This is a genomic window from Pseudomonas sp. p106 (assembly GCF_003936645.1).
GTDB lineage: Bacteria > Pseudomonadota > Gammaproteobacteria > Pseudomonadales > Pseudomonadaceae > Aquipseudomonas > Aquipseudomonas putida_E.
In genome coordinates this window covers 405,282-429,122 of sequence record NZ_RHQR01000001.1, presented here as the reverse complement: position 1 = coordinate 429,122, position 23,841 = coordinate 405,282, and the positions used below count along the sequence as shown (strand labels likewise).

21 protein-coding genes are annotated in these 23,841 nt (G+C 64.4%); 4 read left to right on the top strand and 17 right to left on the bottom strand.

Annotated elements, in window-relative coordinates; translation table 11 throughout:
- Positions 1–300: 300 nt before the first annotated feature.
- The 9 genes from EGJ09_RS02200 to EGJ09_RS02160 form a co-directional block, all read right to left on the bottom strand.
- Positions 301–1,548, bottom strand: a complete 1,248-nt coding sequence (locus tag EGJ09_RS02200) for a cytochrome c (protein ID WP_125923097.1) — start codon at positions 1,546–1,548, stop codon at positions 301–303.
- Positions 1,549–1,559: 11 nt separating this feature from the next.
- Positions 1,560–3,344: a GMC family oxidoreductase gene (locus EGJ09_RS02195; protein ID WP_012314419.1), complete on the bottom strand. Its 1,785-nt coding sequence runs from the start codon at positions 3,342–3,344 to the stop codon at positions 1,560–1,562.
- A gap of 3 nt (positions 3,345–3,347) precedes the next feature.
- The gene (locus tag EGJ09_RS02190) at positions 3,348–4,085 is read right to left on the bottom strand and encodes a gluconate 2-dehydrogenase subunit 3 family protein (RefSeq protein WP_125923096.1); all 738 of its coding nucleotides are present in this window, start codon (positions 4,083–4,085) and stop codon (positions 3,348–3,350) included.
- A gap of 225 nt (positions 4,086–4,310) precedes the next feature.
- Entirely contained in the window at positions 4,311–5,594 is a 1,284-nt protein-coding gene (locus EGJ09_RS02185) for an OprD family porin (RefSeq protein ID WP_125923095.1), read from the bottom strand.
- Positions 5,595–5,646: 52 nt separating this feature from the next.
- Positions 5,647–6,963 carry an MFS transporter gene (locus EGJ09_RS02180; RefSeq protein WP_046786349.1) on the bottom strand — a complete coding sequence of 439 codons (1,317 nt, stop codon included), beginning with the start codon at positions 6,961–6,963 and terminating at the stop codon, positions 5,647–5,649.
- Between the two features lie 65 nt (positions 6,964–7,028).
- Complete coding sequence (locus EGJ09_RS02175; protein WP_125923094.1) at positions 7,029–7,553, bottom strand: gamma carbonic anhydrase family protein; 525 nt, start codon at positions 7,551–7,553, stop codon at positions 7,029–7,031.
- 2 nt (positions 7,554–7,555) lie between these two features.
- Positions 7,556–8,749 (bottom strand): CaiB/BaiF CoA-transferase family protein, encoded by a 1,194-nt coding sequence (locus EGJ09_RS02170; RefSeq protein ID WP_046786351.1) that lies wholly within the window; start codon positions 8,747–8,749, stop codon positions 7,556–7,558.
- An 11-nt stretch (positions 8,750–8,760) separates the two neighbouring features.
- Positions 8,761–9,669 carry a hydroxymethylglutaryl-CoA lyase gene (locus tag EGJ09_RS02165; RefSeq protein ID WP_115274955.1) on the bottom strand — a complete coding sequence of 303 codons (909 nt, stop codon included), beginning with the start codon at positions 9,667–9,669 and terminating at the stop codon, positions 8,761–8,763.
- A gap of 101 nt (positions 9,670–9,770) precedes the next feature.
- The gene (locus tag EGJ09_RS02160) at positions 9,771–10,682 is read right to left on the bottom strand and encodes a LysR family transcriptional regulator (protein WP_125923093.1); all 912 of its coding nucleotides are present in this window, start codon (positions 10,680–10,682) and stop codon (positions 9,771–9,773) included.
- A gap of 196 nt (positions 10,683–10,878) precedes the next feature.
- Between EGJ09_RS02160 and EGJ09_RS02155 the strand changes: the two genes are divergently transcribed.
- Positions 10,879–11,730, top strand: coding sequence for a LysR family transcriptional regulator (locus tag EGJ09_RS02155; protein ID WP_115274957.1), 852 nt, complete (start codon positions 10,879–10,881; stop codon positions 11,728–11,730).
- A 96-nt stretch (positions 11,731–11,826) separates the two neighbouring features.
- Positions 11,827–12,822 carry an aldo/keto reductase gene (locus tag EGJ09_RS02150; RefSeq protein WP_046786354.1) on the top strand — a complete coding sequence of 332 codons (996 nt, stop codon included), beginning with the start codon at positions 11,827–11,829 and terminating at the stop codon, positions 12,820–12,822.
- 69 nt (positions 12,823–12,891) lie between these two features.
- Here EGJ09_RS02150 and EGJ09_RS02145 read toward each other — a convergent pair whose 3' ends face one another.
- From EGJ09_RS02145 to EGJ09_RS02115, 7 genes are all read right to left on the bottom strand, one after another.
- Positions 12,892–13,950 (bottom strand): lipocalin-like domain-containing protein, encoded by a 1,059-nt coding sequence (locus tag EGJ09_RS02145; protein ID WP_125923092.1) that lies wholly within the window; start codon positions 13,948–13,950, stop codon positions 12,892–12,894.
- Positions 13,940–16,399: an ABC transporter permease gene (locus tag EGJ09_RS02140; RefSeq protein WP_125923091.1), complete on the bottom strand. Its 2,460-nt coding sequence runs from the start codon at positions 16,397–16,399 to the stop codon at positions 13,940–13,942. Before EGJ09_RS02140 ends, EGJ09_RS02145 begins: the two co-directional genes overlap by 11 nt.
- A complete protein-coding gene (locus EGJ09_RS02135; protein WP_125923090.1) occupies positions 16,399–17,055 on the bottom strand; it encodes an ABC transporter ATP-binding protein in 657 nt (218 codons plus the stop codon). Before EGJ09_RS02135 ends, EGJ09_RS02140 begins: the two co-directional genes overlap by 1 nt.
- An 87-nt stretch (positions 17,056–17,142) precedes the next feature.
- Positions 17,143–17,916, bottom strand: coding sequence for an IclR family transcriptional regulator (locus EGJ09_RS02130; RefSeq protein WP_125923089.1), 774 nt, complete (start codon positions 17,914–17,916; stop codon positions 17,143–17,145).
- Positions 17,917–17,985: 69 nt separating this feature from the next.
- A complete protein-coding gene (locus EGJ09_RS02125) occupies positions 17,986–19,443 on the bottom strand; it encodes an amidase (protein WP_125923088.1) in 1,458 nt (485 codons plus the stop codon).
- Positions 19,440–20,750: a citrate-proton symporter gene (locus EGJ09_RS02120; RefSeq protein ID WP_046786359.1), complete on the bottom strand. Its 1,311-nt coding sequence runs from the start codon at positions 20,748–20,750 to the stop codon at positions 19,440–19,442. Before EGJ09_RS02120 ends, EGJ09_RS02125 begins: the two co-directional genes overlap by 4 nt.
- Positions 20,751–20,810: 60 nt before the next feature.
- Entirely contained in the window at positions 20,811–21,980 is a 1,170-nt protein-coding gene (locus EGJ09_RS02115) for a M20 aminoacylase family protein (RefSeq protein ID WP_125923087.1), read from the bottom strand.
- 476 nt (positions 21,981–22,456) lie between these two features.
- On the opposite strand from EGJ09_RS02115, the gene EGJ09_RS02110 reads away from it, so the two are divergent.
- Both EGJ09_RS02110 and EGJ09_RS02105 read left to right on the top strand, forming a co-directional pair.
- Positions 22,457–22,699 (top strand): hypothetical protein, encoded by a 243-nt coding sequence (locus tag EGJ09_RS02110; protein WP_042111452.1) that lies wholly within the window; start codon positions 22,457–22,459, stop codon positions 22,697–22,699.
- A gap of 164 nt (positions 22,700–22,863) precedes the next feature.
- Complete coding sequence (locus EGJ09_RS02105; protein ID WP_125923086.1) at positions 22,864–23,133, top strand: DUF3077 domain-containing protein; 270 nt, start codon at positions 22,864–22,866, stop codon at positions 23,131–23,133.
- A gap of 227 nt (positions 23,134–23,360) precedes the next feature.
- Here EGJ09_RS02105 and EGJ09_RS02100 read toward each other — a convergent pair whose 3' ends face one another.
- Complete coding sequence (locus EGJ09_RS02100) at positions 23,361–23,711, bottom strand: hypothetical protein (protein ID WP_125923085.1); 351 nt, start codon at positions 23,709–23,711, stop codon at positions 23,361–23,363.
- Positions 23,712–23,841 lie beyond the last annotated feature (130 nt).

The following is a 23,841-nucleotide window of genomic DNA, read 5'->3' as shown; positions in this document are numbered from 1 at the left end:
GTCTACAGCCGACGCCAACCCTGTAGGAGCCGGCTTGCCGGCGATCACCGGCAAAGCCGGTGCCATGCACCGCAGCGCCTGCATCGCCGGCAAGCCGGCACAAAAGGTACTGCACCGGCCTGATCGAGTGGCATCCAAGCGGTTTAACCACCTTCCGTGGCACTGACATACTCAATTTCTACAGCCGGCGCCAACCCTGTAGGAGCCGGCTTGCCGGCGATCACCGGCAAAGCCGGTGCCCTACACCGCAGCGCCTGCATCGCCGGCAAGCCCCACAACGTATGGCGCCGGGCGCCGGCCTTAGCGGATGGCTTTCACATCACTGGCCGAAACAACACTGCCTTGGTTACCCCAACTGGTCCGGATGAAATTCACCACCTCAGCCACTTCCTGGTCGCTCAAGCGCCAGCCGAACGCTGGCATGGTGAGGTTCGACGGCGCGGTATGCGTCGCCGGCACCGTGCCGCCATCCAGCACCACATGGATCAACGAGGTGGCATCGGCCGTCTGCACCACCGGGTTGCCGGCAAGCGCCGGGAACACGCGGGTATACCCCTGGCCGTCGGTACGGTGGCAGGCAGCGCAGTTGTCGATGTACACCGCCGCACCCGGCTTGCTGTCGTCACCGTTCCACAAAGCCTGTGCCACGTGCTTGTCGTACACATGCGGCTGGTCGTGCGGGTCGCTTGCCGGCAGCGTCTTGAGGTAGCGGGCAATGGCCGTCAGGTCGGTATCGCTCAAGTGCTGCATGCTGTGTTCGACCACATCGCTCATGCCGCCGAACACGGCACTGCGGTCACTGCGCCCGGTTTTCAGGAACTGCACCAGCTGTTCCTCACTCCAGCTACCCAGGCCGTCCTTGTGGTCACCGCGCAGGTTCTTGGCGATCCAGCCTTCCAGTGGCGCACTGCCGGCCAGGAACTGCTTGCCATCAGCGGGGCTCAGGGCCTCTTCCTGCATGGTCAGGGCACGCGGGGTATGGCACGCGCCACAATGGCCCAAACCCTCCACCAGGTAGGCGCCGCGGCTGACCACGGGGTCGGCACCGGCCGGCGCTTGCCAGGCTTTCACCTCTGGTGCGAACAGGCCACGCCAGATCGCCAGCGGCCAACGCATGCTCAGCGGCCAAGGGATGTCGGTGGCCTTGTTAGGCTGCGCCACCGGTTGCACGCCTTGCATGAAGTAGGCGTACAAGGCGCGCATGTCCTCGTCCTTGACCCGCGCATAGGACGGGTACGGCATGGCCGGGTACAGCGTGCTGCCGTCCTTGGCCACACCTTTGCGCACGGCCAGGTCGAAGTCTTCGAAACTGTACTGGCCGATGCCGGTGGCATCCGGGGTGATGTTGGTGGAGTACACGGTGCCGATGGGGGTTTCCATCGGCAGCCCACCGGCAAAGGGCTTGCCGCCCTTGGCGGTATGGCAGGCCACGCAGTCACCGGCGCGGGCCAGGTACTCACCCTTCTTCACCAGCGCATCGGTAGCTTCATCAGCCTGGGCAGCCAGGCCCGTGCCCAGCAGCAGGGTCGCGATCAACAGTTTTTTCATGCCATCGCTCCTCAAGCCTGAACCAGCGGGCCGGGGTTTTTCAGGTACTGCTCGCGGATGGCCCGCGCCGACCAGTAGGTCAGCGCAGCCACCAGGCCGGTGGGGTTGTAACCCAGGCCCTGGGGGAACGCCGATGCGCCCGGCACGAACACGTTGTGCACGTCCCAGCTTTGCAGGTAGCGGTTCAAGGCACTGGTTTTGGGGTCGGTGCCCATGATCGCGCCGCCGTTGAGGTGGGTGGTCTGGTAGCTGGCGGTGTTGAAGTGCTCCTGGACCTTCTTGCCTAGCACAGCGATGGCCTTGGGGTTCATCGCCTGGGCGATCTTGCTCAGCTTGTCGACCATGAACTGGTTCATCTTGATGTCGTTTTCCTGCCAGTCGAAGGTCATGCGCAGCAGCGGCTGGCCGTAGGCATCCCGGTAGGTCGGGTCGAGGTCCAGGTAGTTGCCGCGGTACGACTGGTGCGCGCCGTGGGCGTCCATCGACAGCTGGTGGGTGTAGTAATCGGCCGTGGCCTTCTTCCAGGCACTGCCCCAGGCGGGCGTGCCGGGCGGGTTGGCAATACCGGCAATCGGCCGGCTGCCAGCCTGGTTGACCCACATCGGCGAGCCGCCGACGAAACCGTGCGGCCCATGGTCGAAGTTGTCGGCGTTGAAGTCGTCGATCGCCACCCCGTTGCCGCCGGCGCCGATGAAGTTGTTGGTGTAGGTGTCTTTGTCGAAGAACGCTTTCACCGTGCCCATGTTCTGGTAGGCGAAGTTGCGCCCCACAACCCCTTCGTTCTTGATCGGGTCATAGGGTTTGCCGATGCCCGACAGCAGCATCAGGCGCACGTTGTTGAACTGGAACGCGGCAAGGATGACGATGTCCGCCGGCTGCTCCACTTCCCGCCCCTGGGCATCGATGTAGGTCACCCCGGTAGCCTTGCGCTTGCTGTCGTCCAGGTTCACCCGCAGCACATGGGCATTGGCCCGCAGCTCGAAATGGGGTACCTGGCGCAGCGCCGGCAGGATGTTCACGTTGGGCGACGCCTTGGAGTACATGTAGCACACGTACCCACTGCAGAAGCCGCAGAAGTTGCACGGCCCCATCTGCGCCCCATAGGGGTTGGTATAGGGCCCCGATGTGTTGGCCGAAGGCAGGTTGTAGGGCTTGTAGCCCAGGCTGGCGGTTGCCTTCTGGAACAGCTGCGCCGACACTACGTTCTTCTGCGACACCAGCGGGAAGGGGTTGGAGCGGTCCGGTGCATAAGGGTTGCCACCCTTTCCTTCGCCGACCACCTTGCCGTTCACGGTCCAGGCCTGGCCCGAGGTGCCGAAGACCTTCTCGGCGAAGTCGAAGCAGGGTTCGAGCTCCTCGTAGCTCACGCCAAAGTCCTGGATCGTCATGTCTTCAGGAATGAAGCGTTTGCCGTAGCGCTCTTCGTAGTGGCTGCGCATGCGCAGCTCCATCGGGTCTACACGAAAATGCACGCCGGACCAGTGCAGGCCTGCGCCGCCCACGCCCTTGCCGGGCAGGAAGGCACCGAGCTGACGGTTGGGCAGCGCGACATCGTTGACGCTGTGGCGGATGGTGACGGTTTCTTTGGAGACATCCACGAACAGCTTCTTGCGCACACTGTAGGTCAGCTCATCGATGACCTGCGGGTAGCTGCCCTCGGGGTAGGTGTCCTGCATCGGTCCGCGCTCCAGCGCGACCACCTGCAACCCGGCCTCGGTGAGTTCCTTGGCCATGATGGCGCCCGCCCAGCCGAAACCGACGATCACCGCATCGACCTTCTTCATTGCATTGGCCATGCCTTACGCCCTCTCGCCACGAATCGATACTGCCGGGAACGGGTAAGGCTCGTTGCGCTCGACCCAGTCCATGAAGTCTGCACGGGCGCCGGGGAAGCCGATTTGCGTCCAGCCGACCATACCCTTGTTGCCACCGTGAATAGGGTCGCAGAAGAACCCCTCGCGGGTGTTCTGCACCAGCAGGCTGAAAAACACTTTGGCAGGCAGCTGTTCGAAAACGATCTCACCGGCTTCGATCTTGCCGAGAACCTTGTCTCGGGTAGCGCTATCTTGCTCGGCAAAGGTTTTACCGCTGGCGTTTTTGCACCATGCATCCGCAGCGGCGATGCCCAGGCGGTAGATCTGCTGGGGGCTCAGTTGCAGCTGGTAGCCAAGCTCTGGCGCAGCGTCGGCCTTGAACGGGCCCTGCATGTACCACTGGGCACCTGTGGCATAGGGGGTGTTCATCTGGCGATCGATAAACTCGGCGGCGCCTGCTTCGAGTGCGCCGGGGCCCAGCTCGTCATCGGGGATGATGCGCGACACCGCCGCCTGCACGAAGACCCATTCTTCGGCGGTGAAGAAAGTCGGCTGGTAATGGCCAGCGGGCGGTGTAGCGGGCACCTTGGGTTCGCGGGCCGGCTGGGCCAGCAGCTGGCCGGCACCAAGGCCTGTGCTGGTAGCCACGGTGACCACGGGAATAAGGGTCAACGTTTTGCGCAGGAAGTCCCGGCGCGGGTTGTCGGGGGCATGCTCAGGCATTGCAAGTCCTCATCAGCATTGGGGCGGCCTTGGGTTGCGCCGTCTGGGGGATCAGGGAGAGGCCCTGAGAAAGCCGCGTAATCTAGCTGGTTCGGAAACATTTTGAAACCGGTTTCATAGAGGGCGTTAGGCCCTCCCAACGCCGTTAACTTGATGACATGCGCCCAGAACGGCCCCTTCCAACACACACGATATCAACCTAAGAGCACATTTGTACTCCAACGCTCAAAACTCGACCGTGTACCCCACGATCACCCGATTTTCATCCGCCGCATCGGCAAAATTGGAGCGCATGGTCGCATTGCGCCAACGCAGCGACAGGTTCCTGAACACCCCCGACTGCACGACATAGCTGATGTCGGTGGTCCGCTCCCACTCCTCACCTTCGCCACCCCGCGCGGCCAGCGCCCGGCCTTTGCTGCTGGCAATCCGCTGTGGGTCGACCTGGTCACCCTTGACGTAGCGCACATTGAACGTCAGCCCCGGGATGCCCAATGCTGCAAAGTTGTAGTCGTAACGCAGCATCCATGCCCGCTCGTTGGCCAAGGCAAACGTGCTCACCTGCTGCTCGCTGAACAGGTAGGTATCGGTCCCGCCAACATACGCATAGGCGGTATTTCCACTGGCCTTCTGGTAACCACCGCTGAAGGTATGCCCGTGCAGGCCATAGCCGATGTTGGTGCTCAAGGTCCGGTTATCCACCTCGCCCAGCAACGCCCTGCCCTGGTCGTGCGCGTTGAACCAGCGCCATTCGGTGAATGCCTCCCCCGGCCCAAGGCCGGCCCTGTACTTGAACCCCGCAAAGTCCCGCTGGAACAGGTCTTCAAGCTGACTGGTGTGCACGCTGAGGGTCAGGCTCTTCGCCGGCTGATAATCGACACCCGCGTAGTACAGGCGGTCGCTGGTCACCGTGGCCGAATAGGCGCCCTGTTGCGCCATGGCGGTCAGGCTTTCAAAGTCGGTGGAGTCGCGCAGCTTGGTGGCATCGACCTGCAGCAAGGTAAAAGTGAAACGGTCCAAGTCCTTGCTGACCAACTGCGTACCCTTGAACCACTGCGGGAACAACCGGCTGTAGTTCGACACCAGCAATGGCAACTGGGGGCTCAAACCACCCAGCTGCAGTTGGCTCTGCGAAAGCTTCGCCTTGACGGTGGCAACTGCCTTGCCATAGCCATCCACCGCGCGCCTGTCGCTGCCGCGGGGCAACAGCCCGCTGCCGCTGCGGTCCGGGGACGAATCGAGCTTGACGCCGAGCATCCCTGCCGCGTCCAGGCCAAACCCGACGACACCTTCGGTGTAGCCCGATTGCCACTTGAGCAAAGAGCCCTGGGCCCACTCACCGCGCCTGGACTGGCTGGCAGCAGCACCGTGAAAGTCGCGATCAAAGTAAAAATTGCGCAGCTCCAGGCTGCCTTTGCCGTCAGCGACAAAGGCAGCCTGGGCCGATTGCCACGCACAGCACAACACCGCGAGCATCAGTGATGCCCGCCGTGAGACGGAAGTGTTCATGGGTTATGCCTTGTTATTGTTCTTGTTGTTCAGCGTCAAGGGCGTGCCAGGTTCAGACCTTGGGGTTTCTGACATAGCGCATCACCACCAGGCAGGCGAGCAGAATGAGCGGTGCAATCGAGAGCATGCCCATGTACGTGCTGCCTGTGATGTCGTTGATCTGCCCCACCATCACCGGTGCCACGATGCCGCTGAGCTGGCCCACGGAGTTGATTGCTGCGGTGCCGGTTGCAATCGCCAACCCGGAGAAGGTCGACTGCGGGATGGTCCAGAAGATCGGGATGGCAATGAACGTACCCGCTGTCGCCATTACCAGCGCCGCCATCATCGCCCACGACGAGCCCGAGAACAGGCACGCGAGCAAGTAACCGACGGCTGCGGCCAGCAGGCAGTACACCAGGTAGCGCTTGCGCTCGCCGGTGCGGTCCGAGCGCCGGGTGAGCAGCACCATGCCGACGCACGCCACCGCATAAGGCAGTGCAGACAACACACCGACCCACAGCATGTCCTGTACCCCTGATGACTTGATCAGGTGCGGCATCCAGAAATTCAGGCCATAGGACGCGCTTTTGATCACGTAATAGATGAACGCCATGATCGCCACTTCTCGGGTCAGCAGCACCCGCCACAGCGAACCCAGCACCGGTTTGTCCGCGCGTTTGTCCTGGGCAAGGTTTTCCTGCAACAGGGCTTTCTCTTCAAGGGTCAGCCACTTGGCCGACGCAATGTCGCGATCGAGCTTGCACAGCACCAGCACGCCCAGCACCACGCACGGCAGGCCCGACATCAGAAACAGCCAGTGCCAGCCGGCAAGGCCCAGTACACCGTCCATGGTCCCTAGCAAAAAGCCCGCCGCAGGGCCGCCAACCGCGCCAGCCAAGGGCACGGCCAGAAACCACAGCCCGTTCATCTTCGCCAGGTGCTTGCGGGGGAACCAGCAGGCCAGATAGAACAGGATGGCCGGCCCGAAACCGGCCTCCATCACACCGATCAGAAAACGCAGGAAGTACAGGGTGTAATGGGTATAGGCAAATACCAGAGCCGCAGTGGCCAGCCCCCAGGACACCATGATCCGGCAGATCCACGCCGGCGCGCCGTAGCGTTTCAGGCCCAGGCTGCTCGGCACCTCGAACAGCACGTAGCCAATGAAGAACATGCTCGCGGCCAGCCCGTAGGCCGCGTCGCTCAGGCCAAGCTCGGCCTGCATCTGGGTCTTGGCGAAGCTGATGTTGATGCGGTCGAAATAGGAGAACAGGAAACAGATGATGGCCAATGGCATGATGCGCCAGGCCACCCGCCGGTACAGCAGCAGTTCATTGATGTGACGCTCATTGCGCTCACGCGCCAGAACACCGGTCAAGGCAACCATGGTGGATCTCCGTTCTTGTAATTATTGGAGAGCGGCGGCGCCCTTCAGGGCGCCACTGAAGGGGGTTAGCCGATACGCACGAGCTTTTCCTTGCAGGCTTGGCCTTTGCGCACATAGTCGGCGGTATTGGCGTGCATGTGCGCGATGGCCTCAGGCGATAGCTCACGCACCACTTTGGCAGGTGCACCGAGGATCAGTGAATTGTCGGGGAAGACCTTGCCTTCGGTGACGATGGCACCCGCCCCCACCAGGCAATTGCGGCCGATGACCGCGCCGTTGAGTACCACCGCCTGTATGCCGATCAGTGCACCATCGCCAATCGTGCAGCCATGCAGCATCGCCTGGTGGCCGATGGTCACGCCACTGCCCACGGTCAGGGCGAAACCAGGGTCGGCATGCAGCACCGCGCCCTCCTGCACATTGCTGTGCTGGCCAATGTGGATCGGTTCATTGTCGCCGCGCAGCACCGCTTGCGGCCACACACTAACGCCTTGCGCCAGCGTGACATCGCCGATCACCGTAGCTTGCTCGGCAACGAAGGTTTCCGGGTGCAGGTTCGGGACAAGCGTGTCGTATCGGTAGATGGCCATTTTCAGCGCTCCTGCTCGTCAGTCTTGAGCACGCCTGCGGCGCACAGCTCGGCAATGTGCGCATCGCTGTAACCAAGCTCGCGCATGACTTTCTGGGTGTGCTCGCCAATACGCGGGATCGGCCGGCGCGGTTGCAGGCGCTGGCCATCGAGCGCCAGCGGCAGCAGTGGCATCGGCGTGCTGCTGCCGTCCTCCAGGGTGAGGTCAGCCATGCCCCCGCTTTGCATCAGGTGCGGGTCATCGAACAGCTCCTCCGGGCGACGGATCGGCGCGAACGGGATGCCATTGGCCTCAAGCTCGACCGCCAGTTGCTGCGCATCGAGTGTGGCGAACACCTCGGCCAGGTGCGCCAGCAAACGCGGCCGCTGCAACACCCGGTCGTTGTTGCTGGCCAGGGTGGGGTCGTCGCGCAATGCCGCCTGGCCAAGCACGGTGCACAGCGCCTGCCACTGGCCCTCCCCTGTGGCGGCGACAAACATCTGCTCCCCCCCGGCAAAGGTGAACACGTCATAAATGGCCCAGGCACTGATGCGGTTGGGCATTGGCGCTGCCGCCTCCCCCGTGACCACAAACTGCTGCATGTGCTGGGCGGCCAGCAGCACGCAGTTCTCGTACAGTGCGCTCTGCACCTCGCGGCCAACGCCGGTGCTGTTGCGCTCGTTGAGCGCGGCCAGCACACCAATGGCCCCGAACATGCCGCCCATGATGTCGTTCACCGAACTGCCCGCACGCAGCGGCCGCCCCACCGGCCCGGTCATGTAGGCCAGGCCCGCCATCATCTGCACCACTTCATCCAGTGCCAGCCGATTGTCGTAAGGGCCGTTGAGAAAGCCCTTGTGCGAGGCGTAGATCAGCCGCCGGTTGCGCTCGCGCAGCGCTGCGTAGTCAAAGCCGAGCGTATGCATGCGCCCTGGCTTGAAGTTCTCGATGAACACATCGGCCGTGTCGATCAGCGCGAGCACGGCATCCCGGCCCTGGGGCGTTTGCACATCCACGGCGATGCATTGCTTGTTGCGGTTGAAGGTGCGGAAAAACCCGGCGCCTGCGCCGAGCAAGCGCCGTGTGCCATCGCCACGGGTGGGCTCGATCTTGATCACCTCAGCGCCAAGATCACCGAGGATCATGCCGCAGGTGGGGCCCATGACCATGTGCGAAATCTCAACGACACGAATGCCGTCCAAGGGGAGTCTGGACATACGGGTAGCCCTTAGTAGTTGAGCGGCAGGCCGGCGCGGGCGAGCGCGCCGTACAGGGGTTCATCGGGCAAGGCATCACGCAGCACCTGGCGTGAGTCGATCAATGCCTGCAGGTCGATGCCGGTGTCGTAACCCATGCTTTGCAGCATGAACACCAGGTCTTCGGTCACGGTATTGCCGGAGGCACCTGGCGCGAACGGGCAACCGCCAAGCCCGGCCAGCGAGGCGTCCAGCTCGCGGATACCTTGCTGCACGGCGACCAGGCTGTTGGCCAGCGCCAGGCCACGGGTGTCGTGGAAGTGCGCGGCGCGCAGGCGCTCCCCGGCAATGGCCCGCACCGCCTGGATCACCTTGGCTACCTGCCCGGGGTTGGCGTAGCCGGTGGTGTCGGCCAGCGAAACCAGGTCGCAACCCGCCTCGATCACCTGGCGTGTCAATGCGCACAGGTCACCCAGCGGCACATCACCCTGACGGGTGCAGCCGAAGGCCACTGACATGCCGGCGATCATCTGCACGTCATGCCGGCCCATCTCGCTGCGCAACTGGCACATGCGCCCCAGCTCCTCAACCATTTCCTGCGGCGTGCGGCGTACGTTGGCCATGCTGTGGGCGTTGCTTACCGACACTGGGGCGACGACGCGTTGCGCACCAGACTCCAGTGCATCCTGGGCACCGCGCAGGTTAGGGGCCAGTACCGTAACCAGCAGGCCTGGGTAGGTCAGTGCGTGGGCGACCACCTGTTTGGCGTCGGCCATCTGCGGCAACAGCCTGGCCGGCACGAACGAGGCAACTTCCATGTGGCGCACGCCAGCGGCATACGCGCTGTCGATCCAGCGCAGCTTGGCGGCGGTCGGCATGACCGTCTGCAGGCTCTGCAGGCCATCACGCAGGCCGACTTCATTGATTGTTATTGTTGTCATCAGGGGGCTCTCTGTCTGAAGCGTGTGGCCAGACTAAGAGCCGCATGGCGGGCAGAAAAGACGTCTTTCACGGGCTGATCCATCGTCAGCCGCGATGGATATCAGGGCATAACCTGCCAGGCCGGCGCGCGCAGCAGCAAGTGGTCCAGCAGGCGCCGCGCCGACAGCGACAGCGCGTGCCGGTCACGCATGCAGATGACGAACTCACCCAACGCCCAGTCATCGGTCAGCGGGATCACCCGCAAGTCGAACAGTGGCGCATAACGCGCCACCGCCTCCTGCGGGAACACCGCCAGGCCCAGGCCGAACTGCAGCAGCCGGTAGGCCGCATCGAACGACGACACGTACGAGCGAAAACGCAATTCCTTGCCAGCTGCCTCGGCGCTCTTGCACATGAAACTGTTCAACGTGGCGAACGCCGACAGCCCGAGGTGCTCGTAGCCAAGCGTTTCGGCAAAGGCAATGCTGCTGCGCGCTGCCAGCGGGTGGCTGGCACCGACCACCACCGCCAGGTGGTCTTGCCGATAAGGCACGAACTCAAGGCCGCCGACTGCGGTGGACTTCCTGCAGATACCCAGGTCGGCATTGCCCTCCGCCACGCCACGGACCACATCGGGGCTGAAGCGCTCTTCGATATCGGCCTGGATCAACGGGTTTTCCAGCATGAAGGCCGACAGTTCCTCGGGCAGGAACTCCATGATCGACGAGACATTGGCCAGCACCCGCACATGCCCCCGTGCGCCCTCGGCGTATTCGCTCAGCTCACTGTCGAGGCGCTCCATGGCCCGGGTCAGGCCGCGGGCATGGCGCAACAGGGCAAGCCCTGCCGGGGTGGGTTCGACCCCGCGCTTGCTGCGCTTGAACAGCGTGGTGCCAAAGCGCGCTTCGATGTCCGAGATACGTTTGCTGACAGCCGAAGGCGCCATGAACGCCCGCTCACCGGCGCGGGCGATGGTGCCCTCTTCGCAGACCACGATGAACAGGTGCAAGGACAGGTGGTCGAGGGGCTGCATGGCGGTATCCGGGTAAGGAGAAGCAGCCATCCTAGCATCAGTTATTTGTGTTGCCCCATCGCCGGCAAGCCGGCCCTGGCAGCGATGGCGGTGCTTTTGAAATTGACGCGAAACGTGTGTGCCGGCGTTGGGGCCGGTTCAGGTCGTGGGAATCGCCAGGAGGCTTTATCATGGCCCTCCACCACAGAGGCCCGCCATGTTCGATTGGGAAGACCTGCGCCATTTCTGCGCCTTCATCAGCACCGGCTCCCTGTCGGCCGCAGCCAAGCAGCTGGGCGTCGACCACGCCACCGTGGCCCGGCGCATCGCCGCACTGGAAGCTGCGCTCAACCTCAAGCTGGTCGACCGCCGCCCCAGGGCTTACGTGCTGACCGAGCAAGGCCGCCGGGTGGGCGATTACGCCGAGCAGATGACCCAGGCCTCCTTCGCCCTGGAACACTTCGCCAGCGCAGGCCAGCAGCAGGTTGAAGGCCAGGTGGTACTGGCCGCCCCGCCCGCCTTGCTCGGCAGCCTCATTGCGCGGCGCCTGGCCACCCTGTGCAACCGCTACCCGCAGCTGCACCTGAAACTGGTCGGCAGCAAGTCGCGCGCCTCGCTGGCGCGCCGCGAGGCCGATATCAGCGTGGCCCTGGCCCGGCCCAGCGAGCCCACCCTGGTGGCCAGCCTGCTGGGCTACCTGGATTACCGCCTGTACGCCGCCCCCGGCTACCTGCGCAGCACCAGCACGCCGCGCTATATCGGCTACGATCAGTCCCAGGCCAAGTCGGCGCAGCAACAGTGGCTGCTCGCCCAGACCCACCACCAGCCCTTTGTAGTGCAAAGCAACGATTTGCGCATCCAGGCCCAGGCCGCTGCAGGCGGCATCGGCATTGCCTGCCTGCCGGCATTCATGGCCCAGGAGCATGGCCTGCAAGCCATCGGGGACGAAACACAGACCATGAGCATCGAACTATGGCTGGCCGTGCATGAAGACGTGCGCAACACACCGCGCATCAAGGCTGTAACCGATTTTTTGCAGCAACAGGTCAAGCCACTGCTGCGCTTGTGAATTTCTGCAGAGCTCGCCTGCACCGATACGGGATTTCCGCACGCCCACAGCCCCGCTAAGCTTCCCCCATCGCAAACGACCACCGAGGAGAAGCAGATGCAGTACGTCAAGTTGGGCAACACCGGCCTGGATGTTTCGAAACTGTGCCTGGGCTGCATGACCTTCGGCGAGCCGGGCGCCGGCACCCACCCCTGGACCCTCGGCGAAGCCGACAGCCGCCCGATCATCCGCCACGCCGTGGAGCAAGGCATCAACTTCTTCGATACCGCCAACAGTTACTCGGCCGGCACCTCGGAGCTGATCCTGGGCAAGCTGCTGAAGGCGTTCACCCGCCGCGAAGAAACCGTGATCGCCACCAAGGTGTTCTTCCCGGCCAACATGTGGGAAGGCAGCACCCGGCCCAACGAACAGGGCCTTTCACGCAAGGCGATCATGGCCAACATCGACGCCAGCCTCACCCGGCTTGGGACCGACTATGTCGACCTGTACCAGATCCACCGCTGGGACTACCATACCCCGATCGAGGAGACCATGGAGGCGCTGCACGATGTGGTCAAAGCCGGCAAGGCGCGCTACATCGGCGCATCCTCGATGTATGCCTGGCAGTTCGCCAAAGCCCAACAGGTGGCGGCCAGCAATGGCTGGAGCCGCTTCGTGTCGATGCAGAACTACCTCAACCTGATCTACCGCGAGGAAGAGCGCGAAATGATCCCGCTGTGCCTGGACCAGGGCGTGGGCCTGATGCCTTGGAGCCCGATGGCCCGCGGCCGGCTGACCCGCCCGCATGGCCAGCAGACTGAACGTACCCGTACCGACATTTCCGGCCAGTCGTTCTATGAAAAAACCGAAGTGGAAGACGGCCGGGTGATCGATGTGGTCGAACAGATAGCCCGCGAGCGTGGCGTGCCCATGGCCCAGGTGGCGCTGGCCTGGGTACTGGGCAAGCAAGGGGTTTCGGCGCCGATCGTGGGCGCGTCGAAGGTGGCGCAGCTCGATGATGCGATTGGCGCGTTGCAGTTCGAGCTCAGCGCCGAAGAAGTGGAGCGCCTGCAAGCCCCCTATGTGCCGCATGCAGTGACGGGCTTCAAGTAGGCCCGCCCGGGCCTCACCAGCGGCAAACCGATGCCCGCACAGGTACTGCACCCAGGCAGGTGCAGTACCTCAATAGCCCGTCATTTCCAGATACCCACGCCCCTCCTTACCCACACGCACCGGGCCCTCCCAGTAAGGGAAGCGTGTGCCCATCCAGGCCTTGGGCTCCAGCGCATCCACCTCGACATCCACCTGTACCGCTGGCACCTTGACCCGCCAACGGGTGGGCACCTTTTTGCCATTGTCCTGCCGCGTCCAGGCCAGCGGTGTCAGCTCGATCTGCCCGCCCTGCAGCGCACGCGCCTGCCCTTGGGCATCGACCCAGGTGCCCGCGCGGTAAGGCGGCCCCTGATCCTCGCGCACCTGGAACAGCATCAGCTTGGCGCCCGTGCCCAGGTGCAGCGAAAACCAGTCCCAGCCACTTTGCCCGGCGGCCAGCGGCTGGCTGCTCCATTCACGGTCAAGCCAGGCCTGCCCTGTGACGGCGACCCGCTGCCCCTCTCGCTCGACCTCGCCACTGACCCTATAGAACGGCTGGCTGTAGTAGTACGACGCCTGGCCCTTGCCGGATTTTTCGCTGTAACCCTGAACACCGTGCAGCAGCAGCGGCTGATCGCTGGTGAGGGCCAGGTCATAACCAAACCCTTGGCCCCTGGCCCGCATCTGCAGGCGGTCGACTCCGGGTTTGCCCTGCAACGACCAGTCGTTGATCCACGCCCGGAACGGTTGTGCCTCGACGCCAGCCTGGCCAACCCCGCCGCGCGCCAGCGTTTCACTGACCTGGTGGCCGCCCGGGCCGGTCAGCGCGGCGTGGCCCATCCACAGGTTGGGGCTGTTCCAGTTCCAGGTCTCAGGCCCAGGCCGCAAGGCGGAGCGGAACAACGTCCATTGCACACCCCAGCCACGGCCCTGGGCATCGCGCAGGTTGGCGGTGACGTACCACCATTCGATACGAAAGCCCCCATGCGCGCCATGGTCCCGTGGGAATACCAGCGCATGCCCCGGTATCACCTGCCTGAACGCCGCCGCATCGTCGCCCAGGCCCGCATAACTCTTGGGTTCTGGCGCAGGCGGGTCGCACCCTGCCAGCAGCAGGCAGGCCATCAATAGCAAGGTTTCAGCTTTCATCGGCAAATTGCCTCAACAGCGCGCCTGGCTGGCTGCGTGCCAGTTGCCACAACGGCCAGGCACTGGCCAGCAGGCTGGTCAACAGGCCCAGCACGGCCAGCTGCACCAGTTGCCCGGTAAATACATGCCAAGGCAGACGCCAGCCGAACGCCTGCACATTCACCACCGCCACCAGGCACCAGGCCAGCAGCAGGCCCAAGGGGATCGCCAGCAGCACGGTGAAGCAGCTGAGCATCAGCGTTTGCCCCAGGCTCAGCCAGGCCAGCCAGCGCCGTGGTACACCCAAGGCCCACAACGGCGCCAACTGCCCCAGGCGTCGCTGGCTCAAGGTCAGCTGGCTGATGAACAACGCCACGCCGGCAACCCCCAGGGTCAGGCTGTTCAATGCCGCCGTGACCGCAAAGGTGCGGCTGAACACCTCGCTGGACCAGGCTTTGAGGCGGGCCTGCTCCACCACCTGATTGTCATCCAGGGCATAGCGCCGTTGCAGTTCATCCTTCAGCGCAGCCACCCGTTCAGGCCGCACCAGCAGGCTGAAACCCGCGAGGCTGGCCGCTGGTGCATGGCTACGCAACCAGCCGGCGTTGACCAGCACATGGCCCTTGGGGTTGCCATAGTCGGCATAAACGCCCACCACGGTCATGGCCTGGGGCGGCTCGCCAGGCAACTGCAGCGTCTGCCCTACAGCCAGGCCAAGGCGCCGGGCAAGTTGCTCGCTGAGCATTGCACCACGGCCGGCGGCCAGCGCCTGCCAGGCGCCCGGTGCCTGCTGCAGCAGTGGCCAGTGCTGGCGGTAGAACGGGTGATCATCCACCCCCTGTACCTGCACCGGCCACTGCTGCAGGCGCCAGTCCACCCGCCAGCTGGGCAGCACCGCGCTGACGGTACGGTCTGCCAGCAAGCGCGCGTAGATCTGCTGCGCCTGCGCGCTGTCGCGGGGCGTGACGTACACATCGGCGGCCAGGCGCTGGTCCAGCCAGCCGATGAAGGTGCGGCGAAAGCCTTCGGTCATGCCGCCAACCCCGACACTGGCGGCCAAGGCCAGCAACAGCGCCATCAACGCCAGGCTCAAGGCCGGCAGTTGCTGGCGGCTGTCGGCAACGAACCACTGCGCCAGCGGGCGCTTGCACACCCGCGCCAGGCCGCCGAGCAAGAGCGCCAGCAACCCCGGCAACACCAGCGCCGCCGCCAGCAGCAAAGCCGCCAGCATGCCGAATGCACTGGGCAGCCCATTGCCCAGGTAGCCGCAGCCTGCCGCCACCATCAGCAGCACAGCGCCGGCGACACCCTGGCGCCGCAACCACGGCACTTGCGCCAGGCGCCAGGCCTGGGGCTGCGCCAAGGCCAGCAATGGCAGGCGCGCGGCACGCAGCAGGCTGTCGAGCCCCGCCAGCAGCGCGCCCAACAGGCTGACGGCAATGCCTGCCAGCCACCAGGTGGCCGGCAAGTGCAACTCCCCCGCCACCTGGGCGCCATAAAGCCCGCGCAAGCTGGAGGCGAAATCAGGCAGCATCAGTGCGGCCAGCAGGTAACCTGCAGCCACGCCTGCCACACCGCCCAGCACGGCAAACAACCCTAGCTCCAGGGCAAGGGCTGCCAGCAGCACCTGCAAGCTCACGCCGCAAGCGCGCAAGGTGCGGATCAACCCGCGCCGCTGCTCCAGCGCCAGGCCAATGGCCGCATGGGCAATGAACAGCCCCACCACGAAGGCCAGCAGGCCGAGGGCGGTGAGGTTCAGGTGAAAGCTGGCGGTCAGCCGCTGCAGGTCGGCATCATCGCCGGGCGGCTGCAGCTTCAGGCTCGCCGCAATGTCGCGCGGCAGTGGCCGGTCACTGTCGCTGAGCAGCCACGACAATTGCCCGGGGGCATTGAGCAAGGCCTGCGCCTGGCCGATGTCGACCACCACCACACCCGGTGCCAGCTGCGCATGCAGGGTAAGCGGCGGCAATACCTGCCCGTCCACCGTGGTCAGCTGCTCGCCGGGCTGGCGCCCTAGCTGGCGCAGCGTGTCCGGGCCCACCCACGCTTGCCCTGGCGTGCCCACGAACGCCTGCAGGTCAAAACCCTGCACATCGGCACCGGCAACGGCCATGCCCGGCAACAGGCCAAGCGGCTCGATCCCGACCAGGCGCAGCGCAACCTGCGGCGCTGCAGCCAGCCGCAAGCGCCCTTCCAGCACCGGCGTCACCGGCCAGCCCAGCCTGCGCAATTGCACATACAGCGCCTGGTCGAAGCGCTGCCCCGAGCGTGCCACCAGTTGCGGGCGGGCAGGCCCGGCGAGCACCGCACTGGCTTGTGCGTAGTCGTTGCGCGCCTGAGTGTTGAGCGCCTGAACGCCGGCCCACAGGGCCGTGGCCAGCCACAAACCGGTGAAGATGCTGATGCACTGCAGCCGGTGACGCCACCAATGGCTGCACAGGGCCTGCACGGTGATCCGTAAGCTGTTCATCACCCCTGCACCCGGCCCATCTGCAGCACGCAGCGGCGCTGCAGCATGGCGGCCAGGCGCTGGCTGTGGGTCACCATCAGCACGCTGCTGCCCGCCTCGTGCACCAGCTGCAGCAGCAGCGCCAACACCTCGTCGCTGCTGGCCTCGTCAAGGCTGCCGGTGGGTTCGTCGGCCAGCAGCAGCAAGGGCCTGCTGGCCAGCGCGCGGCCGATGGCAACGCGCTGCTGCTGCCCACCAGACAGTTGCTCCGGGTAGCGTTGCAGCAACGGGGCCAGCCCCAACCGGGTGGCCAGGTGCGTCACCCAGGCCGGGTCATGGCGCCCCGCCAGGCGCGCCTGGAAGGCCAGGTTGGCGGCCACGTCCAGGCTGCTGATGAGGTTGTACTGCTGGAACACCAGGCCGATGCCCTCGCGCCGCCAACGTGCCAAGGCAGCTTCGCCGCGGTTGTCCAGGGGTTGGCCATCGATCAGGATGCGCCCGCTGTCAGCGCGGTCCAGGCCCGCCAGCAGGTGCAGCAAGGTGCTCTTGCCGCTGCCGGATTCGCCCATCAGGGCCAGGCTGCTGCCGCGTGCCAGCGTCAGGTCCACCCCGCGCAGCACCTGCAGCGGGCCTTGGGCGGTGGCGAACGACTTGCACAGGTTCTCGACGACCAACATTGGGGGGGCCTTATTTGCCGGGTCAGACTGTAGGCATAGCTGCAAACGCCGCTTTGGGGCAAATGGCTTGTGCTGTTTTCAATGGCCTCAGTTCACCAACGCGTGCTGCACCTGCCCCACCGTCGCCGCCAAGCTGCTCAGGTGCAAGCTCAGCACCCGCTCCACCGGTGCCTGGTCCAGCGGCCAGTGCAGCGCAATGCTGCCCGCCAGCCGCCCCTCCACCCGCACCGGTAAGGCAATCGCCCGGATCAGGAACGGCAAGCGCACGGGGTATTCCCAAAACCCTTCGGTGCGCTGGCCAAAGCCTTTGTGCCCATCGGCCTCGATATCGCGCAACAGCGCTTCATCGCCCACCCGCTGATGCGTCGCCAGGCGCTGCACCTCAGCCGGCGCCAGCTCCTTCAGGCACGCCCGGCCCATGGCCGAGTGAAACAAGCTGGCATGGTGCCCGACGAGCTGGCAGTTGTGCGGGTAGCGCTTGCGCAGCACCTGCGGGATGGCGCTTTCCATCACCTCCAGCCGCTCGCCGTCGAAAGAAGAAAGGTCCGCCACCAGCCCGGTGCGCTCGCTCAGCTCCAGTAGCAGCGGCGCGGCGCGTTCCACCAGTTGGCGCTTGAAGCGCAGCTGGCGGTCGCCAAACAGGCGCCGGGCACACAAGCGGTAACGGCGGTCGCTCAGGCCACGGTAGACCCAACCCTGATCCTGCAAGGTGGCAAGCATGCGCGATACCGTGGCCTTGGGCAGTGCCGTCAGGTAGTGCAGCTCTTCGAGCCCCAGCGCCTGGTGCTCGCCAAGCAGTTCGACGATTGCCAGTGCCCGCTCCACCGAGCGCACGCCACCGCTGTCTGCAGTAATACCCATGGGTTCGACCTCCCTGTCTGTGCGTGGATGGTCATCATGCCCAGCAAGATACGGGCCTGCCCAGGGCTTTCAGCGCGCCTGCAAACACCCAGGCGGCCGCCGCGCTACCCAGCGCGTCAGTTGTTCATGGGCATAGGCCAGTTGCAGCACGGCGTGATCGGCCTGGGCCGGGCCTATGATCTGCAGGCCCATCGGCAGCCCGGCGGCGTTGAAACCCACCGGCACGCTCATGCTCGGCAGGCCGGCCAAGGTCGGGCCAATCACCACCTCCATCCAGCGGTGGTAGGTGTCCATGGCCTGCCCGCCAACCACCTTCGGCCATGGCTCGGCTGCGTCGAATGGGAACACCTGGGCAGCCGGCAACAGCAAATAATCGTAACGCTCGAATAATTTACCCAGCGCCTGGTACCACGCGCTGCGGTCCAGCGAGGCCTGGTAAACGTCCGCCGCGGTCAGGCGCAGGCCGCCCTCCGCTTCCCACTGCGCCTCAGGCTTGAGCATTACGCGTTTGCCCGGGTCGGCATACGCCGCGCCCAGGTTGCCGTGCACCAGGAAGTGGCGATGGGTGAGCCAGCATTGCCATAAACGCCCCAGGTCGAACCCCGGCTGGCACGCCTCGACCTCGCAGCCCAGCTCGGCGAAGTCTGCCAACGCTGCCTGGCACAGGCCCATCACCCCCTCGTCCATCGGCAGGTAGCCGTCAAAGTTGCCCAGCCAGCCAACCCGTACACCCTTGAAATCGCGCTGCAACCCGGCGGCAAAGTCACGTGGGCCGTCACTGAGCGACAGGGGCGCGCGCGGGTCGTGCCCGGCCTGCACCGACAGCAACCGCGCCACGTCCGTCACCGTGCGCCCCATCGGCCCCTCGGTGGCCAGCTGCTGCACGAACAGCTCCGGCGTTGGCCCATACGGCACCCGCCCTTGCGAGGGGCGCAGGCCGAACACGTTGTTGAACGCTGCCGGGTTACGCAGCGAGCCCATCATGTCGCTGCCATCGGCCACCGGCAGCAGGCGCATGGCCAACGCCGCTGCGGCGCCGCCACTGCTGCCGCCTGCCACACGGCTGTGGTCGTAGGCATTGGTGGTGGTGCCGAACAGCGTGTTGTAGCTCTGCGAGCCCAAGCCGAATTCCGGCACATTGCTTTTGCCGACAATGATCACCCCGCTCGCCCGCACCCGCGCCACGCTGATGGCATCATGCACCGGCACCTGCTCGGCAAACAGCGGCGAGCCCAGCGTCGTGCGCAGCCCCGCCGTGGCCGCCAGGTCTTTGACTGCCTGCGGCATGCCATGCATCCAGCCACGCGACTGGCCGGCGGCCAGCTCGCGGTCGCGCACCTCAGCCTCGGCCAGCAGCACCGCGCCCTCGCGCAGCGACACCAGCGCATTGACCTGCGGGTTGAAGCGCTCGATATGGCCCAGGTAGGCCTGCATCACTTCACGGCACGACAACTGGCGCGCGTGGATCGCCTCGGACAGCGCCTGGGCATCGAGGGCGACGATCGGGTCGATGGCTAACGGGTTCACGGTTTAACTCCAAGGTTGAAAGCGACAGCCTTGCCAGCGCGGGGTGCTTCTTTCAGGCAATAGGTGCCCAGCAGCGTCAACAGGCAGGCGAACAGCACATAGAACGACGGCGCCACCGGGGTGCCGAGCACCTTGCTCAGCCAAGTGACAATCAACGGAGCAAAGCCGCCGAACACCATCACCGCCACGTTATAAGCCACCGACACCCCGGTGGAGCGCACCTCGATCGGGAACTGCTCGGCCAAGGCGGTTGGCGCCGGGCCGAAGAAGCCGCCAATGGCGGTGCACAGCAGCAGTTGCATCACCAGCAGGCGCTCGATCGACGGCGCTGCGGCCACCCACACGTACAGCGGGTACACCATCACGAAAAATGCCAAGGTAAAGGCCATCAGCACCGGCCGCCGGCCAAGCCGGTCCGACAGCGCTCCGGCCAGGGGGATGACCACGGTCATCAGGCCCACGGCCAGCATCTGCACCAGCAGCACCTGGTCCAGTGGCAGGCCAAGGTTTTTGTGGGCGAAGGTGGGCATGTTCACCAGCACTACGTAAAACGACACCGTCGCACCACAGGCCAGGCCCATCGAGACCAAAAGGCTGCGCCGATGCTCCCGCAGCACCTGCCACAGGCCGGGCGCCTGGCCCTTGGCCTGCTTGCGCGCCTCCAGGAATTCCTCGGGTTCTTCCATGTGCTTGCGAATCCACAGCCCCACCGGGCCGATCAGCAAACCGATCACGAACGGAATCCGCCAGCCCCAGCTATCCAGCGCCTCAGGCGTGCACAGGTGGGTCACCAGCGCGACCATCCCCGCCCCGCTGAACACCGCCAGGCACTGCCCCACCAGCTGCCACGAGCCGTATAGCCCCTTGCGGTGGGCCGGTGCGCTTTCCACCAGAAACGCCGTTGCACTGGCGTACTCACCGCCCGTGGCAAAGCCCTGCAGCATGCGCGCCACCACGATCAACAGCGGCGCGCCCATGCCAATGGCCAGGTAGCTGGGGGCAAAGGCGATCATGGCGATGGACACCGTCATCAGGCGGATGATCAGTTGCATCGCCGCCTTGCGCCCTTTGCGATCGGAATAGATGCCCAGCAGCACGCCGCCCACCGGCCGCATGAAAAAGCCCACGCCGAAGGTGGCCAAGGCCATCAGCAGCGAGGCGTACTCGTCGTCGGAGGGGAAGAACTGGCGGGCGATGATGCTGGCCAGAAAGCCGTACACGATAAAGTCATACCATTCCAGGGCATTACCGATGACCGCCGCGACCACTTGCCGGGTACGCGACGCGCCTGTGTGTGAAGTCTGCATGCGGAACACTCCATCAATCTGTTGGCCAGAAACGGCGGCGGGCTGCAGCTTGAAGCTTCCCTAGTTGAGCCAGCGCTCGGTCAGGGCGCCCCAGTAGGCGGCGCCGGTCAGCAGGATGTCGTCGTTGAAGTCGTAGGCAGGGTTGTGCACCATCGGCCGCTGCACGCCGTTGCCGATGAACAGGTAGGCCCCGGGGCAGCGTTGCAGCATCCAGGCGAAGTCTTCGCTGCCCATCAGCTTGCGGGTGTTGCCGTCCACCGCATCGGCGCCGAGCAGCTCGACGCCGACCTGGTGGGCAAAGGCGTTTTCGTCGGCGTGGTTGACCAGCACCGGGTACGCCGGGCGGTGTTCGATGCTGGCGGTGCAGCCGTAGCTTTGGGCCTGGCTGACAATGATCGCCTGCACCCGCTCCAGGGTCTGCGCCCGCACCTCGGCGTTCAGCGCACGCAAGCTCAAACGCAGCAACGCCTGCTGCGGGATCACGTTGGCCGCCTCGCCTGCCTGCAGTGCGCCCACGGTTACCACGGCCGCCTCCTGGGCATCGATATTGCGCGCCACCACTGTTTGCAGGGCCATCACCACACTGGCTGCGGCCACCAACGGGTCGACCGTCAGGTGCGGCATGGAGCCATGCCCGCCGACGCCTTCGATGGTCACGGTGAGCAGGTCCTGCGAAGCCATCATCGGCCCTTCTCGAAAGCCCAGGTGCCCCGCCGGCAACCCCGGCATGTTGTGCATGCCGAACAGGGCGTCACACGGGAAGCGCTCCAGCAGCCCATCGGCCAGCATCGCCTCGGCGCCGCCCTGGCCTTCCTCGGCCGGCTGGAAGATCAGCGTCAGCGTGCCATCGAACTGGCGCGTGGCCGCCAAGTAGCGTGCCGCGCCCAGCAGCATGGTGGTGTGCCCGTCGTGGCCGCAGGCGTGCATGCAGCCCTGGTGGCGGCTGGTGTATTCAGCGCCGGTGGCTTCTACGATGGGCAGCGCGTCCATGTCGGCACGCAGGCCCAGTTTGCGTGGGCTGCTGCCATTGCGCAGCACGCCGACCACACCGGTTTTGCCGATGCCGGTGTGCACTTCGTAGCCCCAGTCTTTGAGCAGTTGCGCGACCAGGGCCGCGGTGCGGCTTTCTTCGAAACCGAGTTCGGGGTGGGCGTGGATATCGTGGCGGATGGCGTGCAGGTCGCTGGCCACGTCGTTGAGCCAGGCCAGGATGTGCTGGTGTTGCTGCATGTGGAATCTCCTCGCGCGGGTGGGTCCCGTTCTTGTTGTTCGCTTTGAGATCACGACGGTTTAGGCAGGTCGTGGTTGCGGACAGATAAGCGCGAGTGAGGCGGGAGCACAATTGAATGTGGTTTCACGTGGTGGAACATCACATGGGCGGGGATGTTTTCCTACAGAAACCGGCTGAAAAAATCAGATTAATTCCCTTTCTTGTAGTCCGTTTCCCAAAGATACTGCCGACGCCTGTTTTTCGTTGCACGCGCTAAACGTGGGCCATAGTCTCGGCCGGTCGCTGCCAATTCAGCGACCGGCTTTGACAGGCCGTCGATTGTTGTCCGTGTGCATACGCTTATGGCGGCTGTACGTGCGGGCACCTTCGTGTGCGCCGAGTGCCAACAATCTCGGTCTGTCAACCCGCGTACAGCTGCCACCCTCTTGTTTGACAGCAAGGCGGCTTGCAGCTCAACCATTGTTGGAGCGTAAGCATGCTGAAGATAGTCCCCGATCCACCCTACACTTCCCACTCCCTGGAAGACACACTCATGATGGCTGCTGACTACGCACTTTGCGCAGAAGCCGTTGCCCAGCAGGCGATGATGATGCAACCCAAATCGCCCTCCTCCTTGTTGATCATGACCTCCATGCACGAGCTCGAAACCTTGCGCAAATTGCTTGAGGTGGCCTTGGCGCAAGTGCAAATGCCGACAGAGCCGAGAACGCTGCACTAAGTCGCATCACGTCAGGCCTGGCCTGGCTCTTTCAAAAGTTAACCACTCGCACGGCGCCGCCCCTGAGGTTGTAGACGACCCTTAGGCGCTCGGTGAACCCGTGTGGGCCCGGTTTGCCGGCGAAAGGGCCAGCCCAGGCACCCGCATTTTCAGGGAGCCAACCAATGCCAAAAGACGGCACAAACGAATACGCCACACCCGGTAAAACCATGTTCTACCAGGCAGAGGGCCAAACCCAACCCCTGTTCTGCATCGCCCCAGGCATCCCCTGCCAAGATGCCCGGGAGCAAGCCTCGGAGCTGATGGGGTGTGTGCGCGATCTGACCATCACCGGGCTGATGGAAGAAAACCCGCAACTGATCTGGGCGTCCTATTACCTGAGCGCGCTGGCCAAGGCGCTGCTGGATGATGCCGAGTTGGGGATGCAGCGGTAGGTCAGCAAGCGGCGGGCTCGCCCATCGAGGACAACTTGGCTCCGTACGAAAAGTTGTGTATCGCTGCCACCGTTGGAGCTGGCTTGTCAGCGCCTTCAGGAGTTTTCATACAAAGCCAAGTGATGGGCCAGTTCGATAAGGCGATGCGGTGATCATGGGCTCTCAAATGGCTCGATTATGGCACCAAAGGAGTACTAGCCAACGTGATCTCACGTGGAGGAACCTATCTACCAAACGTGATTGTACAGCGCGTACCCACACGCTAGTACAGAAGCGATCAGAATGAACGCAGAAATCCCGCGCCCTTCATAAATATGGCTCCAAGGCACTACATGTACCAGCCGCTCAGGCGGCACGCTTTTCAGAAAACGGTAGCGAATGATGAAGTACGTGATGCTGATCAGGGGATAAATGAATACGGCTATCCCTGCGGCATCCAGGCCACCAAAAAGCGCCAGGAACGCTGGGGTAAACAGGTAGGCACACTTCACCCAAAAGTCCAGTTCTACAAGGTGCTCATGGACTTCACCGCCGGGGTGCTGCGCTTTTTTCGTACGTTTGCTCGTCCTTGCAGGCATTTGAAATCTCCTTTTCCACTTATTGCGGCTTGGCGCGCACCGATAGCCTTGCCTGGGACCAGCCCAGTACCGCCCACCATGCTCAATTAGCGTGGATTAGCAGGGGAAGCGACCAGAACAATAACTGTCA

Bases quoted from the DNA above. Each gene is read 5' to 3' on its own strand.
- EGJ09_RS02150 (WP_046786354.1), top strand. From the start codon at position 11,827: ATGCAGTACGTCAAGTTGGGCAACACCGGCCTGGATGTTTCGAAACTG.
- EGJ09_RS02180 (WP_046786349.1), bottom strand. From the start codon at position 6,963: ATGGTTGCCTTGACCGGTGTTCTGGCGCGTGAGCGCAATGAGCGTCAC.
- EGJ09_RS02145 (WP_125923092.1), bottom strand. From the start codon at position 13,950: ATGAAAGCTGAAACCTTGCTATTGATGGCCTGCCTGCTGCTGGCAGGG.
- EGJ09_RS02120 (WP_046786359.1), bottom strand. From the start codon at position 20,750: ATGCAGACTTCACACACAGGCGCGTCGCGTACCCGGCAAGTGGTCGCG.
- EGJ09_RS02160 (WP_125923093.1), bottom strand. From the start codon at position 10,682: ATGCAGCCCCTCGACCACCTGTCCTTGCACCTGTTCATCGTGGTCTGC.
- EGJ09_RS02155 (WP_115274957.1), top strand. From the start codon at position 10,879: ATGTTCGATTGGGAAGACCTGCGCCATTTCTGCGCCTTCATCAGCACC.
- EGJ09_RS02110 (WP_042111452.1), top strand. From the start codon at position 22,457: ATGCTGAAGATAGTCCCCGATCCACCCTACACTTCCCACTCCCTGGAA.
- EGJ09_RS02130 (WP_125923089.1), bottom strand. From the start codon at position 17,916: ATGGGTATTACTGCAGACAGCGGTGGCGTGCGCTCGGTGGAGCGGGCA.
- EGJ09_RS02100 (WP_125923085.1), bottom strand. From the start codon at position 23,711: ATGCCTGCAAGGACGAGCAAACGTACGAAAAAAGCGCAGCACCCCGGC.
- EGJ09_RS02165 (WP_115274955.1), bottom strand. From the start codon at position 9,669: ATGACAACAATAACAATCAATGAAGTCGGCCTGCGTGATGGCCTGCAG.
- EGJ09_RS02200 (WP_125923097.1), bottom strand. From the start codon at position 1,548: ATGAAAAAACTGTTGATCGCGACCCTGCTGCTGGGCACGGGCCTGGCT.
- EGJ09_RS02140 (WP_125923091.1), bottom strand. From the start codon at position 16,399: ATGAACAGCTTACGGATCACCGTGCAGGCCCTGTGCAGCCATTGGTGG.
- EGJ09_RS02190 (WP_125923096.1), bottom strand. From the start codon at position 4,085: ATGCCTGAGCATGCCCCCGACAACCCGCGCCGGGACTTCCTGCGCAAA.
- EGJ09_RS02195 (WP_012314419.1), bottom strand. From the start codon at position 3,344: ATGGCCAATGCAATGAAGAAGGTCGATGCGGTGATCGTCGGTTTCGGC.
- EGJ09_RS02135 (WP_125923090.1), bottom strand. From the start codon at position 17,055: ATGTTGGTCGTCGAGAACCTGTGCAAGTCGTTCGCCACCGCCCAAGGC.
- EGJ09_RS02175 (WP_125923094.1), bottom strand. From the start codon at position 7,553: ATGGCCATCTACCGATACGACACGCTTGTCCCGAACCTGCACCCGGAA.
- EGJ09_RS02185 (WP_125923095.1), bottom strand. From the start codon at position 5,594: ATGAACACTTCCGTCTCACGGCGGGCATCACTGATGCTCGCGGTGTTG.
- EGJ09_RS02170 (WP_046786351.1), bottom strand. From the start codon at position 8,749: ATGTCCAGACTCCCCTTGGACGGCATTCGTGTCGTTGAGATTTCGCAC.
- EGJ09_RS02115 (WP_125923087.1), bottom strand. From the start codon at position 21,980: ATGCAGCAACACCAGCACATCCTGGCCTGGCTCAACGACGTGGCCAGC.
- EGJ09_RS02105 (WP_125923086.1), top strand. From the start codon at position 22,864: ATGCCAAAAGACGGCACAAACGAATACGCCACACCCGGTAAAACCATG.